This is a genomic window from Pseudomonas sp. FP2335 (assembly GCF_030687535.1).
Classification (GTDB): Bacteria; Pseudomonadota; Gammaproteobacteria; order Pseudomonadales; family Pseudomonadaceae; genus Aquipseudomonas.
On the sequence record NZ_CP117437.1, the window covers coordinates 270,088 to 291,347 of the forward strand.

The window sequence follows — 21,260 nt, forward strand, 5'->3', positions numbered from 1 at the left end:
AGTTGATGAAAGTGCTGGCTGACCCACCGCTATCGCAGGCAAGCCAGCTGCCACATCTGAACGTCGCCAGTTTCTAGAACGGGACGTCGCCCAAAATCGTCGCCCGGTGCATTACCCGCCGTTGCGGCCGGTAGTCGTCCACCGCGTAATGCTGGGTCACGCGGTTGTCCCAGAACGCCACGTCGTTTTCCTGCCAGCGCCAACGGATGGTGAACTCCGGGCGGGTGGCGTGGGCGAACAGCAGTTTGAGGATCGCCTCGCTTTCCGCCGGTTCCAGTTCATTGATGCGAGTGGTGAACCCTTCGCTGACAAACAACGATTTACGCCCGCTCACCGGATGCGTACGCACCACCGGGTGGGACAGCGGTGGGTTCTTCTTGCGGGTTTCTTCCCAGCGCGCCAGGTCTTCGGTGCTGTTGCCAAAGCGCTCCAGCGGGAAGGATTTGGTGAAGTCGTGGGTCGCGGTCAGCCCGTCGAGCAAGACCTTCAACGGTTGCGACAGGGCCTCATACGCCGCAATCCCACTGGCCCATAACGTGTCGCCGCCAAACGCCGGCAGCAGCTTGGCGCTGAGTACCGCGCCGAGCGCCGGGGTGGGCAGGAAGGTCACGTCGGTGTGCCACACGGCGTTGTCGCGCACGTCGGTGACGGCGGTGTCGAGGATCAGTACTTCAGGTTGCTCCGGCACGTTGGGGTAGATCGGGTGAATGTGCAGGTCGCCGAAATTCGCCGCGAACCGCGCTTGCTGTTGCGGGGTGATGGCTTGGCCGCGGAAGAACAGCACCGAGTGCGTGAGCAACGCCTGTTCGATGGCGTCGCGCTGTTCGAGGTTCAGCGGTTGAGTGATATCGACGCCACTGATCTGGGCGCCGAGGGCGATGCTTAATGGGGTAACGGTCAGGCTGCTCATGCTGTTCTCACTCAATGTGCCTGGCCATGCCACGGCACCAGTTTACGCTGCAGGGCACGCAGGCCCATTTCCATGGCGAAGGCGATCAGGGCGATGACCAGGATGCCCAGCACCACCACGTCGGTGACCAGAAACTGCGCCGCCGACTGCACCATGAAGCCCAGGCCGCTAGTGGCCGCGATCAGCTCGGCGGCGACCAGCGTGGACCAGCCCACACCCAGGCCGATACGCACGCCGGTGAGGATGTCGGGCAGGGCGCTGGGCAGGATCACGTGGCGAATCAGCTGGGCACGGGTTGCGCCCAGCGACTGCGCTGCCCGCAGCTTGGCCGGGTCGACCGTGCGTACGCCGGTGGCAGTCGCGATGGCAATCGGGGCAAAGATCGCCAGGTAAATCAGCAGCACCTTGGACAGCTCGCCAATGCCGCACCAGATCACGATCAACGGCAGGTAGGCCAGTGGCGGGATCGGCCGGTAGAACTCGATCAGCGGGTCGAGAATGCCCCGGGCGATACGGTTGGAGCCGATGGCAATGCCCACCGGCACGGCGGTCAGCACCGCGAAGCCAAGACCCAGGCCGATACGGCTGAGGCTCGCGCCCAGGTGCTGCCACAAGGTGGAGTCCATATAGCCGCTGGTCGCCAGCAGCCAGCCTTTTTGCAGCACGGCGGACGGCGGCGGCAGGAACAGCGGTTCGATCAGGCCGCTGGCGGTCACGGCCCACCAGAGGGTGAGCAGGGCGATCAGGGTCAGCACGCTGATCCAGCGGGTGCTCAAGCTGCGGCGCAGCGGGATAGCCGTTTGCGCCAGTGGCTTGGCGGCGAGTTCGTAGCTGCTCATGCGGACACCTGCCGTTGCGAGAACACTTTGCCCAGCACGTGCTCGCGGGTTTCGATAAAGCGTGGGTCGGACTTGATCGCCCGCGCCGATTCACCGGCGGCGTAGCGTTGGCCGAAGTCCAGGCGCAGGCGTTCGACGATCTGGCCGGGGTTGGGCGCCAGCAGGATCAGGTCGGTGGCGAGGAACACCGCTTCTTCGATGTCGTGGGTAATCAAGAACACCGGCTTGGCCGTGCGCCGCCAGACCTGTAGCAGCAGCTCTTGCATCTGTTCGCGGGTGAACGCATCAAGGGCGCCGAAAGGTTCGTCCATCAGCAACACGCGTGGGTCGGCGGCGAGCGCGCGGGCCAGGCCGACACGCTGCTTCTGGCCGCCGGACAGCTGCCAGATGCGGCGGCTGTCAAAGCCGGCCAGGTCCACCAGCGCGAGCATTTCCCGGGCGCGCACTTCACGTTGCGCCTTGGGCACACCGGCCAACTCCAGGCCGAAGCCGACGTTGGCCAGCACGTTCTGCCAGGGCAGCAGGGCGTCGTCCTGGAACACCACGCCGCGTTCGGCGCTGGGGCCTTTGACCGGCACGCCATCCAGGCTGATGCGCCCGGCGGACGGTTCGACAAAGCCGGCAATCAGGTTCAACAGCGAAGTCTTGCCACTGCCGGACGGGCCGAGGGCCACCAGCAATTGCTGGGGCCCCAGGTCGATTGAAATGTCAGACAGTACCGGGTGTGTGGCGCCTGGGTACTGTGCGCTGATGCGCTCCAGTTGTAGCAAGGCCATCGCAATGAACTCCCTGAATCAGTTGGTGATGAACTTGGCGCTGACGTACGGGGCGTAGTCCGGCAGTACGGCGTCGACCTTGCCTTGCTCCTTGAGGAACGCAGCGGTATCGGTCACGGCCTTGGTGGTCGGCGCGCCCAGCAGCGTCACCTGGTCGGCCGCCAGCGGGTAGACGTTGCCTTGCAGCAGCAGCGGGATGTCGCTGGCCTTGGCGCCGGAGAGTTTCACCAGCTTGTCGACGTTGCCTTTGTCGGCGAGCCAGGCTTGTGGGTCTTTGCGGTAGGCGGCGTAGGCATCCAGAGTGACTTTGGCGAAGGCTGTGACGATTTCCGGGTGCTTGGCGGCGAAATCCTTACGCACGATCCAGGCATCGAAGGTCGGTGCGCCAAACTTGGCCAGTTCGCCGGAGGTGATCAGCACCTTGCCGTTTTCCTTGGCCACGCCCAGGGCTGGGTCCCACACGTAGGTGGCGTCGATGTCACCACGCTTCCAGGCGGCGATGATCGCCGGTGGCGCGAGGTTGAGAATGGTCACTTTCGACGGGTCGATGTTCCAGTGCTTCAGCGCGGCCAGCAGGCTGTAGTGGCCGGTGGAGACGAAGGGTACGGCGATTTTCTTGCCGATCAGGTCCTGTGGGCTGTTGATCCCTGCACCGTTGCGCGCCACCAGGGCTTCGGCGCCGCCAATCTGGGTGGCGACAAGGAAGGTTTCCACCGGCACTTTGCGGGTAATGGCAGCGGTCAGCGGGCTGGAACCGAGGTAGCCGATCTGCACGTCGCCGGAGGCGATGGCGGCGATGATGTCGGCGCCATTGTCGAACTTGCGCCAGTCGATCTTGGCGTTGGTGGCTTTTTCGTACGCACCGTCGGCCTGGGCGACTTTGGCCGGGTCCACGGTGGTTTGGTACGCGATGGTCACATCCGCCGCCTGGGCAAACAGGCTGGCGCCGGCCAGGGACAGTGCGGCCAACAGGCGCAGAGGGGTCAATAGTTTCAAGGGGAAGCTCCTCAATCAGGCGGCCGAGGATCGGCGTGTGAGGAGACTAAATGATCTAAGAATCCGAAAATAAATAACATTTTCGAATTAGCTTATGAGGAGAATGCAGCGTCAATCTTGAGTGGGCACAAGCCAAATGTGGGAGCGGGCTTGCTCGCGAAGACGGAGTGTCAGTTAACAGAGTCATCGACTGATACAACGCATTCGCGAGCAAGCCCGCTCCCACACAAGCGGGCTCCCACAGGGTTTTGGGTGCGACCTTTAGTTACTGATCGCCAAAATGCTCGCCTGGTACGAGCCCACAAACACGTCAAAGTCACCCACTTCGTTCTGCTCCAGCTCTGCCTGCTGTGCCAGCGACGTGCGCGCCAGTTCTTCAAAGTGTGCTTGCTCTGCGGCCGGCAGCGGTTCGCTGCGGAAATGCTCGGCATGCACCTGGCTCTGGTGCAGGGAAAACTGCGCAAAGCTCTCTTTACGCTCGGCCATCGCCGCCAACACCTGGGCCGACGGGGTCAGGGACGGGTCCTGGACCTTCGCCAACTGGGCGTCCAACGCCTGGCTGTGCTCGTTGATGCCGTGGCTCTGATCCAGCAGCGCGGCCAACGGGGCGATCTTCTCCAGCAGCTCGGTGGCCCATTCCTTCATGTCCACCGGCGCACCTTCACGCTGCAATTGCAGGCCCGGACGGCGACCTTCCTTGACCACGCTGAGGAAGTTGGACGTGGCGTTGCCACACTCGTTGCTGGCGAACAGCGGGCTGTCGTTCAGCGCGCAGTACAGCAGGAATGCGTCGAGGAAACGCGACTCCGGCAGGTCGATGCCCATCGGCAGGAACGGGTTGATGTCCAGGCAACGCACTTCGATGTACTGGATGCCACGGGCCATCAGTGCCTGGATCGGCCGCTCGCCGGTGTAGGTCACACGTTTTGGGCGGATGTTGGAGTAGTACTCGTTTTCGATCTGCAGGATGTTGGTGTTGAGCTGGACCCACTCACCGTCCTTGTGCGTGCCGATTTCGACGTAGGGCGGGTAGGGCGTTGCCACCGCTTCGCGCAGGCTGTCGGTGTAGCTGTTCAAATCGTTGTAGCACGGCGTGAGGCCGGCCTGGGCGTTGCTCTGGTAACCCAGGTCGCTCATGCGCAGGCTGGTGGCGTAGGGCAGGTACAGGGTGTCGGCGTCCAGCACTTCGAGCTGGTGCGAGCGACCGCGCAGGAAACCGGCGTCCAGGGCCGGCGACGCGCCGAACAGGTACATCAGCAGCCAGCTGTAGCGCCGGAAATTACGGATCAGCGCGATGTAGGCCGTGGACTGGTAATCGCGGTCGGTGCCGACAAATCCTTCAGCCTCCTTGAGCAACGGCCACAACTGTTCCGGCAGGGAAAAGTTGTAGTGGATACCGGCGATGCACTGCATGGTCTTGCCGTAGCGCAGGGCCAGGCCCTTGCGATACACGTACTTGAGCTGTCCGATATTGGAGGTGCCGTAGTAGGCAATCGGAATGTCTTCTTCGGCCGGCAACGGGCACGGCATCGAAGGGCTCCACAGGTATTCGCTGCCGAGCTTGGTGTAGGCGAAGCGGTGGATCTTGTCCAGGCTGCTCAGGGTATCGGCCGGGTCTGGCAGGGCGGGAGTGATGAACTCCAGCAGCGATTCCGAGTAGTCGGTGGTGATCTGTTCATGGGTCAGCGCGGCGCCCAGGGCTTCGGGGTGCGGCGTTTGTGCCAGGCGACCCTCGCCGGTGACGCGTAGGCATTCACGCTCGATGCCGTGCAGGCACTGCTCCAGCAGGGAGAGGTGTTCGCGCTTGCCGAGCAGAGCCAGGCGGCGGTTGAGAAGTTCGCTCAAGTTGGATTCCTTCACGCGTCAGTCGCCCCAATATGGGGGTGGGCAAGACGGTCTACAAGGGTGAAGTTAAAACTGGCGTTATCGCCTGGTCTAGAGTCGATTTGACCCGCTCTGAAAAAGCCGACTTCACTCCATGAATTTGGCTATAGCGCAGCAAGAAAATTCCGACGCTGTTTAGTGCAGCGCCGAAATTAACTCAAATCGAGGGTGGGGAGCTATAGGACAGCGAAGGTGCCCTGTGCTTTTGCGACAAGTCTGTCGCTCTGGTACACATCCGCTTCGACCACCAACGTGCGTCGGCCGGCATGAATCACCCGGCTGGTGCACAGCACCTCACCGTCTTCGACGGCGCGGATGTAGTTGATCTTGCACTCAATGGTCGCGCTCTGCTGGTCGAAACCATGGCTGCTGGAACAGGCCAGCCCCATGGTGATGTCCACCAGGCTGAAAATCGCCCCGCCGTGGAGCTTGCCCGCGCGGTTGCGCAGGTGCGGCTCCAGGGTCAGGGCCACCTCGGCAACGCCCTCTTCAAGGCGTTGCAGGCGGCAGCCGATCAGTTCGCTGAAGGCGCTCTGGGTCAACCCGGGCGGGATTTGCATCAACGTTTCTTCAACTGCTTGGCGTTGGCGAACAGCGAGGCCATGGCGTTGTTGCTTGGCGCGGCGGTGGCGGTTTCCTTGCGTGGTGCGCTGTTTTGAGACTGGCGTGGCGCCGAGCCTGGGCGGGCGCCACGGGCACCGTCGATTTTTTCGCCAGGGGTGTCGCTCATGCGCATCGACAGGCCGACGCGTTTGCGCGGGATGTCGACTTCCATGACCTTGACCTTGACCACGTCACCGGCTTTTACCGCTTCGCGTGGGTCCTTGATGAACTTCTCCGAAAGCGCAGAGATATGCACCAAACCGTCCTGATGCACGCCGATGTCCACGAAGGCACCGAAGTTGGTCACGTTGGTGACGACGCCTTCGAGGATCATGCCCAGCTCCAGGTCCTTGAGGTCTTCGACGCCGTCCTGGAACTCGGCGGTCTTGAACTCGGGGCGTGGGTCGCGGCCAGGTTTTTCCAGCTCTTGCAGGATGTCGGTGATGGTCGGTACGCCGAAGGTTTCATCGGTGTACTTCTTCGGGTCCAGGCGCTTGAGGAACGCGGCGTCGCCGATCAGCGAGCGGATGTCGCGGTCGGTCTCGGCGGCGATGCGTTGCACCAGCGGGTAGGCTTCCGGGTGGACGGCGGAGGAATCCAGCGGGTTGTCGCCGTTCATTACGCGTAGGAAACCAGCGGCTTGCTCGAAGGTTTTCTCGCCCAGGCGTGCGACTTTTTTCAGCGCGGCGCGGGTTTTGAACGCGCCGTTTTCGTCACGGTGGGTGACGATGTTCTGCGCCAGGGTCGCGTTGAGGCCGGAAATACGCGCCAGCAGGGCTACGGAGGCGGTGTTCACGTCCACGCCCACGGCGTTTACGCAGTCTTCCACCACCGCATCCAGGCCGCGTGCCAATTTGAGCTGCGACACGTCGTGCTGGTACTGGCCGACGCCGATGGATTTAGGGTCGATCTTCACCAGTTCGGCCAGCGGGTCCTGCAAACGGCGAGCGATCGACACCGCGCCACGGATCGACACGTCGAGGTCCGGGAATTCCTTGGAGGCCAGTTCCGACGCCGAGTACACCGATGCGCCGGCTTCGGAGACCATGACCTTGGTCATCTTCATGGCTGGGTATTTTTTAATCAGTTCGGCGGCCAGCTTGTCGGTTTCGCGGCTGGCGGTGCCGTTGCCGATGGCGATCAGGTCTACCGCGTGCTTGGCGCACAGCGCGGCCAGGATCGCGAGGGTCTGGTCCCACTTGTTGTGCGGCACGTGCGGGTACACGGTGGCGTGGTCCAGCAGCTTGCCGGTGGAGTCGACCACCGCGACCTTGCAGCCGGTACGCAGGCCCGGGTCGAGGCCCAGTGTGGCACGCGGGCCGGCCGGGGCGGCCAGCAGCAGGTCGTGCAGGTTGTGGGCGAACACGTTGATCGCCTCGGTTTCCGCGCCGTCGCGCAGTTCGCCGAGCAGGTCGGTTTCGAGGTGGGTGTAGAGCTTGACCTTCCAGGTCCAGCGCACGACTTCACCGAGCCACTTGTCCGCAGGACGATTCTGATTCTGGATGCCGAATTGTTGACCGATCATGCCTTCGCACGGGTGCATGGTGCCCGGCAGCTCGTCGCCGACTTTCAGCGCGGAGCTGAGAATGCCTTCGTTGCGGCCGCGGAAAATGGCGAGCGCACGGTGGGACGGCATGCTCTTGAGCGGTTCGTCGTGTTCGAAGTAGTCGCGGAACTTGGCGCCTTCTTCCTCTTTGCCGGCGATGACGCGGGCGCTGAGGATCGCTTCCTGCTTGAGGTAGGTGCGCAGTTTTTCCAGCAGGCTGGCGTCTTCGGCGAAGCGCTCCATGAGGATGTACTTGGCGCCTTCGAGGGCGGCCTTGACGTCGGCGACGCCTTTTTCGGCATCGATGAAGCGTGCGGCTTCGGTGTCCGGGGTCAGTGTCGGGTCGTTGAACAGGCCGTCGGCCAGTTCGCCCAGGCCGGCTTCCAAGGCGATCTGGCCCTTGGTGCGACGCTTCTGCTTGTACGGCAGGTAGAGGTCTTCGAGGCGGGTCTTGGTGTCGGCGAGCTTGATGTCGCGCTCCAGCTGCGGGGTCAGCTTGCCCTGTTCCTCGATGCTGGCGAGGATGCTGATGCGCCGTTCGTCGAGTTCTCGCAGGTAGCGCAGGCGCTCTTCCAGGTGACGCAGTTGGGTGTCGTCGAGGCTGCCGGTCACTTCTTTACGGTAACGGGCGATGAAGGGCACGGTGGAGCCCTCATCCAGTAGAGCGACGGCCGCTTCGACCTGTTGTGGGCGTACGCCGAGTTCCTCGGCGATGCGGCTGTTGATGCTGTCCATAAAACCACCTGAAATTCTGAAAAGCAGCTCGCAGGCCCGGAAAACAAGGCCCGGCAAGGCTGGTTGAGCGGCCCGACTGGCGCCGCTACCTGGGTCAAGAGGCAGCCTATTGACCCTCGAAATCGAAAAAATCACGACAAGCGGGTAAAAAAAGCCTGGCAGTAAACGGTAACGATCTGACGTTGCCCTGCACAAAGGCGCCGCATTATAACCAGCGTTCTGCCCTTGGGGGGTACTGCGCCTGGAGGTTGCAGGGCGCGGGTTCGCTGTCGGTAGAGGAAAAATCTGCTAACAATGCACACGGTGCGTATAACGGCAGCTAGGCCATAATGCGCGCCGAGATAAGAGGAGCATCCAATGAGCAGCACTGCACAAACTGCTGAAGGCGAAAAAATTCTCATCGTTGACGACGATCCGGGGCTGAGCAGCCTGCTGGAGCGTTTCTTCAACTCCAAGGGCTATCGTGCCCGCGCGGTGCCGAACACCGAGCAGATGGACCGCCTGTTGGGGCGTGAAGTATTCAACCTGGTCGTGCTCGACCTGATGTTGCCCGGCGAAGACGGCCTGACCGCCTGCAAACGCCTGCGCAGCGCGAACAATCAGATTCCTATCATCATGCTGACCGCCAAGGGCGATGAGCTGAGCCGCATCAAGGGCCTCGAACTGGGCGCCGATGACTATTTGGCCAAGCCGTTCAACCCCGACGAGCTGATGGCGCGGGTCAAGGCCGTATTGCGTCGCCAGGCTCCGCCGGTTCCAGGCGCGCCGGGCAGTGAAGACGAAAGCGTCACCTTTGGCGACTATGAACTGTCGCTGGCCACCCGTGAGCTCAAGCGTGGCGATGAAGTGCACATGCTGACCACCGGCGAGTTCGCCGTGCTCAAGGCGCTGGTGATGAACGCGCGCCAACCGCTGACCCGCGACAAGCTGATGAACCTGGCTCGTGGCCGAGAATGGGACGCCCTGGAGCGCTCCATCGATGTGCAGATCTCCCGTCTGCGTCGGATGATCGAGCCGGACCCGTCCAAGCCGCGATACATCCAGACGGTGTGGGGCGTGGGATATGTGTTTGTGCCGGATGGCACTGCAACCAAGTGACCGATGATTTGCAGGGGCGGGCATCCTGGCGTTCGGCTTCATGAGAGTCGACGGGGTGCCCGGCGTCTGCAATTCTGCGAGCGCCGCTCGTTCCTGCAAGGTATCTAGCTGTTTCCTATGAAAACCCCGCTGTGGTTCCCGCAAAGTTTCTTCTCCCGCACCCTTTGGCTGGTGCTGATCGTCGTTCTGTTTTCCAAGGCGCTCACGCTGGTTTATCTGTTGATGAACGAAGACGTGCTAGTGGACCGACAATACAGCCACGGGGTGGCCCTGACGCTGCGCGCCTACTGGGCCGCCGACCCCGAGAACCGCGAGAAGATCGCCAAGGCTGCCACTCTGGTCCGTGTTGCGGGCGCAGGTGTGCCCGAGGGCGAGCAGCACTGGCCCTACAGTGAGATCTACCAGCGCCAGATGCAGGCCGAACTGGGTGATGACACCGAGGTGCGGCTGCGCATGCATGTATCGCCGGCGTTATGGGTGAGGGCGCCGAGCCTGGGTGAGGATTGGCTGAAAGTGCCGCTGTATCCGCATCCGCTGCGGGGGCAGAAGATCTGGAACGTGCTGGGCTGGTTCCTGGCGATCGGGCTGCTTTCAACCGCGTCTGCGTGGATTTTCGTGCGCCAGCTCAACCAGCCGCTCAAACGCCTGGTGTTTGCCGCCCGGCAACTGGGCCAGGGGCGCAGTGTGCGCCTGCCGGTCAGCGACACGCCCAGTGAGATGACCGAGGTCTACAGCGCGTTCAACCAGATGGCGGAGGATGTCGAACAGGCCGGGCGCGAACGCGAACTGATGCTGGCGGGGGTGTCCCATGACCTGCGTACGCCGCTGACGCGATTGCGGCTGTCACTGGAGCTGATGGGCAACCATAACGACCTGACCGATGACATGGTCCGTGACATCGAAGACATGGACGCGATTCTCGACCAGTTCCTGGCGTTTATCCGGGATGGCCGTGATGAAGTGTTGGAGGAGGTCGACCTGACGGATCTGGTACGTGAAGTCGTGGCGCCCTATAACCAGAATGGCGAACAGGTCCGCATGCGCCTTGAGCCGATCCAGCCGTTTGCGTTGCGCCGGGTGTCGATGAAGCGCCTGTTGAACAACCTGATCGGCAACGCCTTGCATCACGCGGGTTCGGATGTGGAAGTGGCGGCGTACGTTTCCGGCGACAGCGCGGCGCCTTACGTGGTGCTGAGTGTGATGGACCGGGGAGCGGGCATCGACCCGGACGAGTTGGAAGGCATTTTCAACCCGTTCACCCGTGGCGACCGTGCCCGCGGTGGCAAAGGCACTGGCCTGGGGCTGGCGATTGTGCGGCGGATTGCTTCGATGCATGGCGGCAATGTTGAGTTGCGCAACCGTGAAGAGGGTGGCCTGGAAGCGCGGGTGCGCTTGCCGTTGGGGCTGATGTTGCCCCGGGATGCGGTCTAGGCAGCAACACCATTCAAATGTGGGAGCGGGCTTGCTCGCGAATGCGATAGATCAGCATAATACATGTGCAAGCTGATCCACCGCATTCGCGAGCAAGCCCGCTCCCACACAAGCCCGCGTCCACATTGGGTTGTGGCGTTTCAACCGCCGTATTTGATCAGCCCTTGCCCTTGGTCCGCGTCATGTTCGGGCCACTATTCTTCTCCAGGTGCTGAATGATGATCCCCGCCACGTCCTTGCCCGTGGTGGTCTCGATCCCTTCCAACCCTGGGGATGAATTTACCTCCATCACCAGTGGCCCGTGGTTGGAGCGCAATATATCCACACCCGCCACGCTCAACCCCATGACCTTGGCAGCCCGCAGCGCAGTCATGCGTTCTTCCGGAGTGATCTTGATCAGGCTGGCACTGCCGCCACGGTGCAGGTTGGAACGGAACTCACCCGGTTTGGCCTGGCGTTTCATCGCCGCAATCACCTTGTCGCCGACCACGAAGCAGCGAATATCCGCACCGCCGGCTTCTTTGATGTATTCCTGCACCATGATGTTCTGCTTGAGGCCCATAAAGGCTTCGATCACCGACTCGGCCGCCGTTGCGGTTTCACACAGCACCACGCCGATACCCTGAGTGCCTTCCAATACCTTGATCACCAGCGGCGCGCCGTTGACCATTTCGATCAGGTCGGGGATGTCGTCGGGGGAGTGGGCAAAGCCGGTGACCGGCAGGCCGATGCCCCGGCGCGAGAGCAATTGCAGTGAACGCAGCTTGTCGCGCGAGCGCGCTATGGCGACCGATTCATTGAGGGGGAACACCCCCATCATTTCAAACTGGCGCAACACTGCGCAGCCATAGAACGTCACCGATGCGCCAATGCGCGGGATCACCGCATCAAAACCCTCCAGCGGCTTGCCCCGGTAGTGGATCTGCGGCTTGTGGCTGGCAATGTTCATATAGGCACGCAACGTGTCGATCACCACCATTTCGTGGCCACGTTCGGTGCCGGCCTCAACCAGGCGGCGGGTGGAATACAGACGCGGGTTTCGCGACAGCACAGCAATCTTCATGCAGCACCTGGGGCAGAAATAGTAGAGACCGGGAACACCGGCTTGTCTTGAACGTACTTGACGCTTGGATTGACCACCAACTGGCCGTCAATCAGCGCCTTGGAACCGAGCAACAGGCGGTAACGCATGGCTTTACGGCAGGCCAGGGTGAACTCCACCCGCCAGACCCGATCACCCAGCGCCAGGGTGGTGCTGATCACATAGCGCACCTGCGCATGACCGTTGGAGCTCTTGATGGTTTTCATCGTCACCAGCGGCGCTTCGCAGCGGCGGTGACGCAGTTGCACCACACTGCCCAGGTGCGCGGTAAAGCGCACCCACTGCTCACCGTCGCGCTCAAACGGCTCGATGTCGGTGGCGTGCAGGCTTGAGGTGCTGGCGCCGGTGTCGATCTTTGCGCGCAGGCCTGCCACTCCCAGGTCGGGAAGTGCCACCCACTCACGCAGACCGACAACGGTCAAATGGTCAAATGTCTTCAATATGGGTAACCGATCGATTCGCCCAGGCATGAGGGGAAACCTCAGCCAAGGCTTTGAATGCGGGCTTGGCGAACCAGTATCCCTGCATCAGAAATATTCCACAGTCGGAAAGGAAGTCACGCTCGCCGGCACTTTCGATGCCTTCGGCGATGACAGTAACCCCCAACTGCTCACAGATTGTGACAATCCCCCGGACGATCACCTGACGGACACGGTCCTGATCGACATCGCGAATCAACGCCATGTCGAGTTTGATCAGGTCAGGTTGGAAATCGGCCAGCAGATTCAGCCCCGAATAGCCCGCACCGAAATCGTCAATGGCGGTCTTGAAGCCGAATTCGCGGTATTCACGCAGAATATTCGTCAAATGGCGATAGTTATCTACATGCTCGCTTTCCAGCGTCTCGAAAACCAGCCGATCCAGCGGGAAATTATGCGCACGTGCGGCCTCCAGGGTGCTGCGAATACACAGCTCCGGGCGATAGACGGCGTTAGGCATGAAGTTGATCGAAAGGTGGGTTTGCATCCCCAGGGCCGCGGCGCCGGCAATGGCCTGGGTCCGGCAACGCTGGTCGAAGCGGTAGCGGTTGGTCTCGTTGACTTGCTCCAGCACCGAAAGCGCACCTTCACCATTAACCCCGCGCACCAGCGCTTCGTTGGCGAAAATCGAGCGGTCGCGAAGGTCGACAATCGGTTGGTAGGCGAAGGAAAAATCGAAGCCCAGGGGCTCGCTTTCCTGGCAACCCGTGCAGCGCTGGTTGGGCGAGGTGAGTGAAATGGGGAAATCGGTCACGGCATAATCCTCGCAATACAGGTTGCTACCTGGCGTATCTTAGGTGAGCCCAAGGGTTTATGCGTCGAAGGGGTTCAACGGTAAAGTTGCGACATTTTTCAGAGCGGGGAATTCAAGTGGCTCAAAAGCAGGAAGAGGAAGAGAAGGTCCGTCTGGACAAGTGGTTGTGGGCCGCGCGTTTCTATAAAACCCGCGCCCTGGCCAAGGCCGCCATCGAGAGTGGCAAGGTGCACCATCGCGGTGAACGCTGCAAGCCGGGCAAGGAACCGCGCGTCGGCGACGAATTCCAGATTCGTACGGGATTTGATGAAAAGACCGTGGTGGTCCAGGCGCTATCCATCGTGCGCCGTGGCGCGCCGCAAGCGCAGACGCTCTACGTCGAGACCGAAGCCAGCATCGCCAAACGCGAGAATGCGGCGGCGATGCGCAAGGCCGGGGCCATGGGCCTGAGCACCGATGGCAAGCCGAGCAAGAAGCAGCGCCGCGATCTGTTCAAGTTTCGCGGCAGCGGCAATGACGACTAACCCCGGCTCGGGCAATCCTACGTATTACGGGTGCATGACGCTCAGGCGGCTGATCAGTGGCACGCGCTGAAACAGTCCGAAAACCGGCGCCGTCACCCGTAGCAACCCCTGCGATACTTTCGCCGCAAACGGTGTGTAATACCCCCACCCCAAAGCCAACAGCGCCAGCAATACACCACCGATGTAATCGTCCTGCCCCCAATGCGCGCCCGCCACCAGGCGCGGCATCATGAACAGCAGCGCCAGGCCCCAGATCACCAGCAGCTGGCCGATACGCTTGGTGAACACCGTCATGAACATCGCCCAGATCAACAGTACCGAGGCATGGTCCCCCGGAAAACTCTGGCTCGAACGGTCTTTGAGCTCCCAGGTCTTCTCCAGCCCGGGAAAGTAGTCGCTCATCTGAATGGCCCCGCTGATCACCATCGACGGGCTACTGTGTTGCCAGCCCATGTGTGCCGCAAGTTTGGAAAACAGCATGCGGATAAACAGCAACAGCAACAAAATGCCGACAAAACCTAACAGCGCCTGGCGTACCTGCACGGCGTTGAAGACCCAGTCGCCGCGAATCAGCAGCATCAGCAGAATCACGCCGACCACTGCATCAAACGGTCGCAGACTGGCCACGGCCCATACGTGCAGCCAGCTTGAGTGGGTTGCCAGCGGATCATTGAGCAGATGAAACAGCCATTCGTCGAAAACCACACACAGCATCTGGCCCGTGGGCCACAGCCAAAAACACAGCAGTCCGATTGCGAGTAGATTGCAAACGGCCCATCGCCCGAGGTTCCACTTGGCTTGGAACAAACCCGGATTGTTCATAAACTGTCCCCCATCGCTCTAAAAAACCGCACCAAATTGGTGCTAAAGCGTTTAATTCTATAAACCTTGTAATCAATTTGTCATCAATTCAGATACCCAGACCTATGACTGATCTACCGGATACCGACTTCACCCAACGCTTCATCTTCGACGAGACCGACGCCCGTGGCGAACTGGTCTCGCTGGAGCGCAGCTACGCCGAAGTCCTCGCCAAGCACCCCTATCCGGAGCCGGTCGCGCAATTGCTCGGTGAGCTGATGGCGGCGGCTGCGCTGCTGGTGGGCACCATGAAGTTCGACGGCTTGCTGATCCTGCAGGCCCGTTCCGAAGGCCCTGTCCCATTGCTGATGATCGAATGCTCCAGTGAGCGCGACATCCGTGGCCTGGCCCGTTACGAGGCCGACCAGATCGCCCCGGACGCAACCCTGTCCGACCTGATGCCCAACGGCGTATTGGCGCTCACCGTCGATCCGACCGAAGGCCAGCGCTACCAGGGTATCGTCGACCTCGACGGCGAGACCCTGTCGGACTGCTTCACCAACTATTTCGTGATGTCCCAGCAAGTGGGCACTAAGTTCTGGCTCAACGCCGACGGCCATCGCGCCCGTGGCCTGCTGCTGCAACAACTGCCGGCTGACCGCATCAAGGACGACGACGATCGCGCCGAAAGCTGGCGCGGCCTCACCGCCCTGGCCGGTACGCTCACGGCTGAGGAACTGCTGGGCCTGAGCAACGAAACCATCCTGCACCGCCTGTACCACGAAGAAGCTGTGCGCCTGTTCGACGCACAGTCCCTGCGCTTCAATTGCAGCTGCTCACGCGAGCGCTCGGCCAATGCGCTGGTCAGCCTGGGCCTGGAAGATGCACAGAATCTGGTGGTGGAACACGGCGGCAATATCGAGATCGACTGCCAGTTCTGTAATGAACGTTACCTGTTTGATGCCGCCGATGTAGCCCAATTGTTCGCTGGCGCAGGTATCGACACCCCTTCTGATACCCGCCACTAAAACGTTTAAGCACAGGTAAATCACCTGACAAACGCCGGATTAGCGCAGTTCTGACGGGAGGGCCCTACTTTTTTTGGGCTTTTCTGGCATAATCCGGCCCACTTTTTTCGCGGTAGTAGTGCGCAACTTTCTACTACAAAACGTTTGGAGCACTCGGCCATAGGCCGACGGGGAACCTCATGACGCAAGCCAATAACGCCGTATACACCGATCTGAGTGTTGACGATCTGGTCAAAGAAGCCCTGCAGCGCGGTGAAGGCGTGCTTGCCGATACTGGCGCGCTGGTCGTAGAAACCGGTCACCGCACCGGTCGTTCGCCAGTCGATCGTTTCATCGTTGAAGAGCCAACCACCCAGGACGCCATCGCCTGGGGCCCGATCAACCGCAAGTTCCCGGCCGACAAGTTCGATGCGCTGTGGGCTCGCGTCGAGGCCTTCAACAATGCGCAAGAGCATTTCGTTTCCCACGTTCACGTAGGGGCTGCCGAAGACCACTACCTGGCCGTGAAAATGACCACCCAGACTGCCTGGCAGAACCTGTTCGGTCGTTGCCTGTTCATCAACCCGGCCCAGTACAACCCTGCCGGTCGCGATGAATGGCAAGTGCTCAACGTGGCCAACTTCGAGTGCGTGCCAGAGCGTGACGGCACCAACTCCGACGGTTGCGTGATCCTCAACTTCGCACAGAAGAAAGTGCTGATCGCCGGCATGCGTTACGCCGGTGAGATGAAAAAAGCCATGTTCTCGGTGCAGAACTTCCTGCTGCCGGCTTCCGACGTGCTGCCTATGCACTGCGCCGCCAACATCGGCGAAGCGGGCGACGTAACCCTGTTCTTCGGTCTGTCGGGCACGGGTAAAACCACCCTGTCCGCCGACGAAAGCCGTTACCTGATCGGTGACGACGAACACGGCTGGGGCGAAGGCGTGGTGTTCAACATCGAAGGCGGTTGCTATGCCAAGTGCATCGACCTGTCCGAGAAGAACGAGCCGGTCATCTGGAAAGCCATCAAGCACGGCGCCGTGCTGGAAAACGTTGTCATCGACGACGCCAAGCACGCGGACTACACCAATGTCAGCCTGACCCAGAACAGCCGCGCAGCCTACCCGCTGGAGCACGTTGCCAAGCGTTCCGAGAAAAACCTGGGCGGCGAGCCAAACGCGGTGATCTTCCTGACCTGCGACCTGACCGGCGTTCTGCCGCCCGTGTCGATCCTCAGTGAAGAACAAGCGGCCTACCACTTCCTGTCCGGCTACACCGCACTGGTGGGCTCGACCGAAATGGGTTCCGGCGGCGGCATCAAGTCGACCTTCTCCACCTGCTTCGGCGCGCCGTTCTTCCCGCGTCCGGCTGGTGAATACGCCGAGCTGCTGATCAAGCGCATCCGCGGCTTCGGCTCCAAGGTCTACCTGGTCAACACCGGCTGGACCGGCGGCGGCTACGGCGTTGGCAACCGCTTCAACATCCCGACCACTCGTGGCGTGATCGCAGCGATCCAGAGCGGCGCGTTGGTCGGTGCACAAACCGAACACCTCGACACCATCAACCTCGACGTGCCACTGGCCGTACCGGGCGTTGAGACTGGCCTGTTGAACCCACGTAACACCTGGGCTGACAAGGCTGCCTACGACGAAGCAGCGAAGGCGCTGGCTGGCCTGTTCATCGAGAACTTCAAGAAGTTTGACGTGAGCGATGCGATCAAGGCTGCCGGTCCTCAGTTGTAAGATTCGGTAGTTGTGAAAAAGCCGCCTCTTGTAGGCGGCTTTTTTGTGCGCGACAGGTCAGTCGGCGATGTGCAAAACCACGGCCCCGACCAGCACCAGCACGACCCCCAGAATTTGCACGGCCGACAAGCGCTCCTTGAAAAACACAAACCCCAAGATCGCCGCAATCCCCCCCGACAACGTACTGATCACCGTCACCACCGACACCGACCCCGCCATCGCCCCCCACGAAAACGCCGAGAACCCACCCAGGTTCATCAAGCTCGCGCCGGTCAGCGTCGCACAGTTTTTCAGCGGCGGGATTTTCAGACCGTCCTTGATCTTCAGCACCATCACCACCAGCACGCACAGGCCCACCAGGTAACCCAACCACAACATGGTGATCGGCCCCAGCGCCGGCAATGTATAGCGGCCTTGCAGCCAGAAGCTGGTGCCGTACAGCGTTGCCGCGAGCATGGCGTAGATGATGGACAGCCGCGGGTTGTTGTGAGGGACGTCGTTGTCCTTGTGGATGCTGGAGAGGATCACGCCAATCACGCACAGCGCGATGCAGCCCAGTTGCGTCAGGCTGATGTGTTCACCGCTGGCCCAGGACAGCAGCGTGGTGACTACGCCGTAGGACGTCACCAGCGGTGCGACGATGGCAGCCTTGCCCAGGGCGAACGCCTTGGACAGTGCGAGAGCGCCGGAGACGGTGAGCAGGGCGGCGGTGATGCCCAGTAGCCAGACGCTCAGCGCTGCATCGAGGGATTTGACGAGGAAGGTCGGGAAGATGACCAGCAACAGGGTCATGATCAAAAAGCCCAGGGCCTGGCCGAAGTACACCGCGCGCTTGACCCCGACGGCACGGGCGTTGAGGCCCACGAGAAAGTCCGTGCCGCCCCAGAGCAGGGCGGCCAGCAGGCCCATTGTTACGTCCATGTAAGGTCCTTGTTGGTTCGTGCGCGGCTTGCCAGATTAGCGCAGATCGAATGTGGGAGCGGGCTTGCTCGCGAATGCTGTATTTCAGTTGGAGGTGTATCGGCTGACACTCCGTATTCGCGGGCAAGCCCGCTCCCACATTGGAACGTTGTTGTGCTTTGGGTCTGCGCTCAATCAGCTCAGGTTTTCCAAGGTCTGTGTGTCCCATCTTTGCGTCTTGATCGCCAGGTACAACATGCCGATGGTCAGCGGGATTTTGTCGCCGCGACCCTTGGCGCGATGCTTCAGGAATACATCGAACACCGGCGGGTTGAAGTAGCGATAGGCGTCGTAGTCGCCCATATCGAGCGCAAATTCCTCTTCAACGGCTTCTATGAACTGCTTGGCCTCTGCACCGTCGCAACCGAGGTCGAAGTTGATCGCGGTTTGCAGGCGCAGGGTCTTGTGTTTCGGCAGGCCGATTTCTTCGTGCAGCAGTTGCAGGAGTTGCTGCATCGCGAGGTCTTCGGGGAAGTCGGGGGCGAGGTTCATGGTGGGGGCACGCAGGAGTGGGTGAGGGGGATGGTCGCGTTGCAGGCGGTATTTGTTTCGGGTGATGAAGAGGGCCAAGCCTATCAAGAATACGAAGACAGGTAGGAAGGGCATTCTGAGGATCACCGCTACGTAGGGTAGTAGGAACGTTAAAGTGAGCCCGGTCACGAGAAATGTGAGTGCGAAACGCTTTCTGAGGGTGGGGTCTGTGATTTGGTGATGCAGCACCAAATACGTGATGAAAAAAAATACGGATTGAAGGTACATGGCCATGCAACTAAGGCTCTTCCGAGTAGATATGCATCGAGAGTGTTGAGTGCTGAGGGCCTATCCCTCCTTTCACGCTGGCCTCAAGACCTATGATGATGTCACCCGTGTGATATTTGCGAAGCTTGTTCGAAATCGTATCGCCAACAAAGCCAGCAGTTACCGCTGAAATGACAATTCCTGGCGTTGAAATAGCTCCGGAAATTATTTGTTTGATGAGGATGTTTTGGTCGTTTAACCGATCAGCTTGATTTCGTCTCAACGGATTCGAAATTGCGACTGTGATCTCGCATGGAAAATCCTTAGCCAGCATTTTTTCGTACAGATTGCGTATTTGATCGCGAACTTGCTGGGCTGCTGTTTTGGCTTCCGGTAGGCAAAGGTTGGCTAAAGCGTGTCGATTGCCAGGCAAAACAGTGAAGCGAATCACCTTGAAAATGACGCCATAGTGACCGATGTGTTGAGTCTTTTCGATGTGCATGAGGCCTTGCCCCGAAACTTTATAAGGCGCTAGTTTCGGTCAGGCAAAGGTGATTTTTGTAGAGCTAAGGAAGGGTGTTTTAAGCAGTTTCGGAGGAGGATGGCACGGCATTTGGCGGTTTCTTACAGGTGTTTCCGATTGCATGGTTTGACGTGAATCGTTTGGACGAAATTGGTTATTTGTGGGAGCCGAGTTTGTCCACGATGACGGTGGGACAGTTGGGGAAATACGGACCGATACACCTCCATCGCAGGCAAGCCAGCTCCCACAGATTTAGCCGTGTGGCTGGTTAGGTTGCTTTGGTGTTTCGGCCGCCGGTTGCAGCTGTACATGCTGTGCAGCTTCCAGCAAATCACAGCCATCCTGGACGAGGAGGTATAGCGCGTTTGTGATGTGGGATATGTCTTTGAGGTCGGCGTGTTCGAAGGTCATGCAGGAGAAGGTTTCCAGCAAGTCGGTGGCAGCGCGGATGCGTTGGTGGGCGGCGGACTGAATGTCTTCAGCGGTAGCTTGGGTGTCTATGAGTAGCGGATGAGTATCTGTGAAATTGGTACGCAACTGACGATAGCGGTCCATCGTTTCAATTATTTGCATTTGAAGGTACTCGGTTTGCTGTTGGGTAACCGACATCACCGTGGCCAAACGGTGGGTGGCGGACTGTGCGCGGGTTGGCCAGCCGGAAACAGCACTCCGACACGTCCGAAGACGTCCCCCACACAGCCGCCATAGCACTGCGATACGAGACGATAGACGTTCGAAGAGTAAGTAATGGCACTTATGTGTGCTGTTTTTCGGGTGACCAAACCCGGTCGCTGATTTGGCAGCGACGAAGCGAACCTTAGAAGTGAGTCAGTTTCCGGGCAATAAACAGATGGTTTAACTGGGCGGGGTTCGATCAGGCGCCAACAGGCCTGCTGATACACCGCTCAAAAATCGCCTCCAACCCCCGGTAATCACACGCCACCGCATCAATATTCGCCGGCACCCATGCGGCATGTTTCACCAGCCACCAGTTCACTGAAAACCCCGCATTCACGATGATCTGTTCAAACAAAATCCGCTGCGCCCGCCCGTTGCCTTCGCGGAAGGGGTGAATAACGTTGAGGTCGCCGTACGCCTCGGCAATCTGCGTCACCAGCTCGGACTGAGTCGCGCCCACGTACCAGTTGGCCGCTTCCATATGCCGGATGATTTTCGCCGCTTCCGGTGGGATACGTTCCGGGGTGCAGAACAGGGTGTCGCCTTTCTGGATGTTGACGCTGCGCAACTCGCCGGCCCAGTCGTAGAGGTCGTCGAACAGGATGTGGTGGATGTGCTGCAGGCGATCGAGGTCGTAGGGCGGAGGGAAGAGCGGGAGGTTGCCTACGGCGATTTCGGAGAGTTCCCGCTCAGCCTGGTGCAGGCGGGCTTCGTCGTGCAAATCGAGGCGGTTGCGCAGCACGCTGCTACCGGGATAGCAGTACGGGTCCTGGCCGACGCCATATTTGTCGAGCATCAGCGTGGGGTGTCGCGGTACTTGGCAAGGACGGCTTCGCGGGTCGGCAGGGGTTTGTCGACGTCGGCCGGTTGGGTGTCGAACCCTTCCAGGCGCAGGCTGGCCAGGTAATTGGAACGGCGGATCTTGTGGTAATGATCCTGTTTTTGCTCAAACGTCAGTTCGCTCATCGCAGCGTACTCCTGGGTAGCAAGGCTTGATTGTAGCGCAATGCTTCCGAGGGCAGGCGCGATAAAAACCACGTCACATTTTGTACAAATAAACTGCCAGCTCGCTGAATTCAGCGTATGTTGCAGCGCAAAATCTTGTAGGGCGATTCCGCCCACTACTTAAAGGGA

22 protein-coding genes are annotated in these 21,260 nt (G+C 60.5%); 5 read left to right on the plus strand and 17 right to left on the minus strand.

What is annotated here, in order from left to right; all coding sequences use genetic code 11:
* Positions 1-73: 73 nt before the first annotated feature.
* The 7 genes from tauD to PSH81_RS01235 form a co-directional block, all read right to left on the minus strand.
* Positions 74-910 carry a taurine dioxygenase gene (gene tauD, locus PSH81_RS01205; RefSeq protein WP_305391867.1) on the minus strand — a complete coding sequence of 279 codons (837 nt, stop codon included), beginning with the start codon at positions 908-910 and terminating at the stop codon, positions 74-76.
* Positions 911-921: 11 nt separating this feature from the next.
* Positions 922-1,749, minus strand: coding sequence for a taurine ABC transporter permease TauC (gene tauC, locus PSH81_RS01210; protein WP_226456716.1), 828 nt, complete (start codon positions 1,747-1,749; stop codon positions 922-924).
* Positions 1,746-2,525 carry a taurine ABC transporter ATP-binding subunit gene (tauB, locus tag PSH81_RS01215; protein WP_226456717.1) on the minus strand — a complete coding sequence of 260 codons (780 nt, stop codon included), beginning with the start codon at positions 2,523-2,525 and terminating at the stop codon, positions 1,746-1,748. The genes tauC and tauB overlap by 4 nt, the downstream gene beginning before the upstream one ends.
* 18 nt (positions 2,526-2,543) lie before the next feature.
* Complete coding sequence (tauA, locus tag PSH81_RS01220; protein ID WP_192298475.1) at positions 2,544-3,521, minus strand: taurine ABC transporter substrate-binding protein; 978 nt, start codon at positions 3,519-3,521, stop codon at positions 2,544-2,546.
* Between the two features lie 261 nt (positions 3,522-3,782).
* The gene (gshA, locus tag PSH81_RS01225) at positions 3,783-5,366 is read right to left on the minus strand and encodes a glutamate--cysteine ligase (protein WP_305391868.1); all 1,584 of its coding nucleotides are present in this window, start codon (positions 5,364-5,366) and stop codon (positions 3,783-3,785) included.
* Between the two features lie 215 nt (positions 5,367-5,581).
* The gene (locus PSH81_RS01230) at positions 5,582-5,965 is read right to left on the minus strand and encodes a PaaI family thioesterase (RefSeq protein ID WP_305391869.1); all 384 of its coding nucleotides are present in this window, start codon (positions 5,963-5,965) and stop codon (positions 5,582-5,584) included.
* Entirely contained in the window at positions 5,965-8,289 is a 2,325-nt protein-coding gene (locus tag PSH81_RS01235) for a Tex family protein (protein ID WP_305391870.1), read from the minus strand. The genes PSH81_RS01230 and PSH81_RS01235 overlap by 1 nt, the downstream gene beginning before the upstream one ends.
* Positions 8,290-8,646: 357 nt before the next feature.
* Here PSH81_RS01235 and ompR point away from each other — a divergent pair, with 357 nt between their 5' ends.
* Together ompR and PSH81_RS01245 are read left to right on the plus strand one after the other, a co-directional pair.
* Positions 8,647-9,387, plus strand: coding sequence for a two-component system response regulator OmpR (gene ompR / locus PSH81_RS01240; RefSeq protein WP_017737550.1), 741 nt, complete (start codon positions 8,647-8,649; stop codon positions 9,385-9,387).
* Between the two features lie 117 nt (positions 9,388-9,504).
* Complete coding sequence (locus tag PSH81_RS01245) at positions 9,505-10,818, plus strand: ATP-binding protein (RefSeq protein ID WP_192298471.1); 1,314 nt, start codon at positions 9,505-9,507, stop codon at positions 10,816-10,818.
* Positions 10,819-10,975: 157 nt separating this feature from the next.
* Here PSH81_RS01245 and rimK read toward each other — a convergent pair whose 3' ends face one another.
* From rimK to PSH81_RS01260, 3 genes are read right to left on the minus strand one after another with little or no spacing between them, the layout of a single operon-like run.
* Positions 10,976-11,881 (minus strand): 30S ribosomal protein S6--L-glutamate ligase, encoded by a 906-nt coding sequence (rimK, locus tag PSH81_RS01250; RefSeq protein ID WP_122718247.1) that lies wholly within the window; start codon positions 11,879-11,881, stop codon positions 10,976-10,978.
* Positions 11,878-12,294, minus strand: a complete 417-nt coding sequence (locus tag PSH81_RS01255; protein WP_305392744.1) for an ATP-dependent zinc protease — start codon at positions 12,292-12,294, stop codon at positions 11,878-11,880. Before PSH81_RS01255 ends, rimK begins: the two co-directional genes overlap by 4 nt.
* Before the next feature lie 52 nt (positions 12,295-12,346).
* Positions 12,347-13,153, minus strand: coding sequence for an EAL domain-containing protein (locus tag PSH81_RS01260; protein ID WP_226456723.1), 807 nt, complete (start codon positions 13,151-13,153; stop codon positions 12,347-12,349).
* A 116-nt stretch (positions 13,154-13,269) separates the two neighbouring features.
* Here PSH81_RS01260 and PSH81_RS01265 point away from each other — a divergent pair, with 116 nt between their 5' ends.
* Complete coding sequence (locus tag PSH81_RS01265; protein ID WP_192298469.1) at positions 13,270-13,677, plus strand: RNA-binding S4 domain-containing protein; 408 nt, start codon at positions 13,270-13,272, stop codon at positions 13,675-13,677.
* Between the two features lie 24 nt (positions 13,678-13,701).
* Here the strand turns inward: PSH81_RS01265 and PSH81_RS01270 are convergent, their stop codons facing one another.
* Positions 13,702-14,499: a phosphatase PAP2 family protein gene (locus PSH81_RS01270; protein WP_305391871.1), complete on the minus strand. Its 798-nt coding sequence runs from the start codon at positions 14,497-14,499 to the stop codon at positions 13,702-13,704.
* A gap of 104 nt (positions 14,500-14,603) precedes the next feature.
* Between PSH81_RS01270 and hslO the strand changes: the two genes are divergently transcribed.
* Complete coding sequence (gene hslO, locus PSH81_RS01275; protein ID WP_192298467.1) at positions 14,604-15,506, plus strand: Hsp33 family molecular chaperone HslO; 903 nt, start codon at positions 14,604-14,606, stop codon at positions 15,504-15,506.
* Between the two features lie 179 nt (positions 15,507-15,685).
* On the plus strand, positions 15,686-17,227 hold the full coding sequence (locus PSH81_RS01280) for a phosphoenolpyruvate carboxykinase (RefSeq protein WP_226456727.1): 1,542 nt from the start codon (positions 15,686-15,688) through the stop codon (positions 17,225-17,227).
* Positions 17,228-17,284: 57 nt separating this feature from the next.
* Here PSH81_RS01280 and PSH81_RS01285 read toward each other — a convergent pair whose 3' ends face one another.
* The 6 genes from PSH81_RS01285 to PSH81_RS01310 all read right to left on the minus strand — a co-directional run bounded on the left by PSH81_RS01285 (position 17,285) and on the right by PSH81_RS01310 (position 21,092).
* Positions 17,285-18,136 (minus strand): EamA family transporter, encoded by an 852-nt coding sequence (locus tag PSH81_RS01285; RefSeq protein WP_305392745.1) that lies wholly within the window; start codon positions 18,134-18,136, stop codon positions 17,285-17,287.
* A gap of 186 nt (positions 18,137-18,322) precedes the next feature.
* Positions 18,323-18,679, minus strand: coding sequence for a DUF1493 family protein (locus tag PSH81_RS01290; RefSeq protein WP_305391872.1), 357 nt, complete (start codon positions 18,677-18,679; stop codon positions 18,323-18,325).
* A 277-nt stretch (positions 18,680-18,956) separates the two neighbouring features.
* Positions 18,957-19,427: a hypothetical protein gene (locus PSH81_RS01295; RefSeq protein ID WP_226456730.1), complete on the minus strand. Its 471-nt coding sequence runs from the start codon at positions 19,425-19,427 to the stop codon at positions 18,957-18,959.
* 273 nt (positions 19,428-19,700) lie between these two features.
* Entirely contained in the window at positions 19,701-20,057 is a 357-nt protein-coding gene (locus tag PSH81_RS01300; protein ID WP_305391873.1) for a hypothetical protein, read from the minus strand.
* 265 nt (positions 20,058-20,322) lie between these two features.
* Positions 20,323-20,922 carry a putative adenosine monophosphate-protein transferase Fic gene (locus PSH81_RS01305; RefSeq protein WP_226456732.1) on the minus strand — a complete coding sequence of 200 codons (600 nt, stop codon included), beginning with the start codon at positions 20,920-20,922 and terminating at the stop codon, positions 20,323-20,325.
* Positions 20,922-21,092 (minus strand): YhfG family protein, encoded by a 171-nt coding sequence (locus PSH81_RS01310; protein WP_017737561.1) that lies wholly within the window; start codon positions 21,090-21,092, stop codon positions 20,922-20,924. The genes PSH81_RS01305 and PSH81_RS01310 overlap by 1 nt, the downstream gene beginning before the upstream one ends.
* Positions 21,093-21,260: the final 168 nt, after the last annotated feature.

Coding starts and splice junctions, on each gene's coding strand:
- tauD (WP_305391867.1), bottom strand. CDS start 910: ATGAGCAGCCTGACCGTTACCCCATTAAGCATCGCCCTCGGCGCCCAG.
- tauC (WP_226456716.1), bottom strand. CDS start 1,749: ATGAGCAGCTACGAACTCGCCGCCAAGCCACTGGCGCAAACGGCTATC.
- tauB (WP_226456717.1), bottom strand. CDS start 2,525: ATGGCCTTGCTACAACTGGAGCGCATCAGCGCACAGTACCCAGGCGCC.
- PSH81_RS01230 (WP_305391869.1), bottom strand. CDS start 5,965: ATGCAAATCCCGCCCGGGTTGACCCAGAGCGCCTTCAGCGAACTGATC.
- PSH81_RS01235 (WP_305391870.1), bottom strand. CDS start 8,289: ATGGACAGCATCAACAGCCGCATCGCCGAGGAACTCGGCGTACGCCCA.
- ompR (WP_017737550.1), top strand. CDS start 8,647: ATGAGCAGCACTGCACAAACTGCTGAAGGCGAAAAAATTCTCATCGTT.
- PSH81_RS01245 (WP_192298471.1), top strand. CDS start 9,505: ATGAAAACCCCGCTGTGGTTCCCGCAAAGTTTCTTCTCCCGCACCCTT.
- rimK (WP_122718247.1), bottom strand. CDS start 11,881: ATGAAGATTGCTGTGCTGTCGCGAAACCCGCGTCTGTATTCCACCCGC.
- PSH81_RS01270 (WP_305391871.1), bottom strand. CDS start 14,499: ATGAACAATCCGGGTTTGTTCCAAGCCAAGTGGAACCTCGGGCGATGG.
- hslO (WP_192298467.1), top strand. CDS start 14,604: ATGACTGATCTACCGGATACCGACTTCACCCAACGCTTCATCTTCGAC.
- PSH81_RS01280 (WP_226456727.1), top strand. CDS start 15,686: ATGACGCAAGCCAATAACGCCGTATACACCGATCTGAGTGTTGACGAT.
- PSH81_RS01285 (WP_305392745.1), bottom strand. CDS start 18,136: ATGGGCCTGCTGGCCGCCCTGCTCTGGGGCGGCACGGACTTTCTCGTG.
- PSH81_RS01290 (WP_305391872.1), bottom strand. CDS start 18,679: ATGAACCTCGCCCCCGACTTCCCCGAAGACCTCGCGATGCAGCAACTC.
- PSH81_RS01295 (WP_226456730.1), bottom strand. CDS start 19,427: ATGCACATCGAAAAGACTCAACACATCGGTCACTATGGCGTCATTTTC.
- PSH81_RS01300 (WP_305391873.1), bottom strand. CDS start 20,057: ATGTCGGTTACCCAACAGCAAACCGAGTACCTTCAAATGCAAATAATT.
- PSH81_RS01305 (WP_226456732.1), bottom strand. CDS start 20,922: ATGCTCGACAAATATGGCGTCGGCCAGGACCCGTACTGCTATCCCGGT.
- PSH81_RS01310 (WP_017737561.1), bottom strand. CDS start 21,092: ATGAGCGAACTGACGTTTGAGCAAAAACAGGATCATTACCACAAGATC.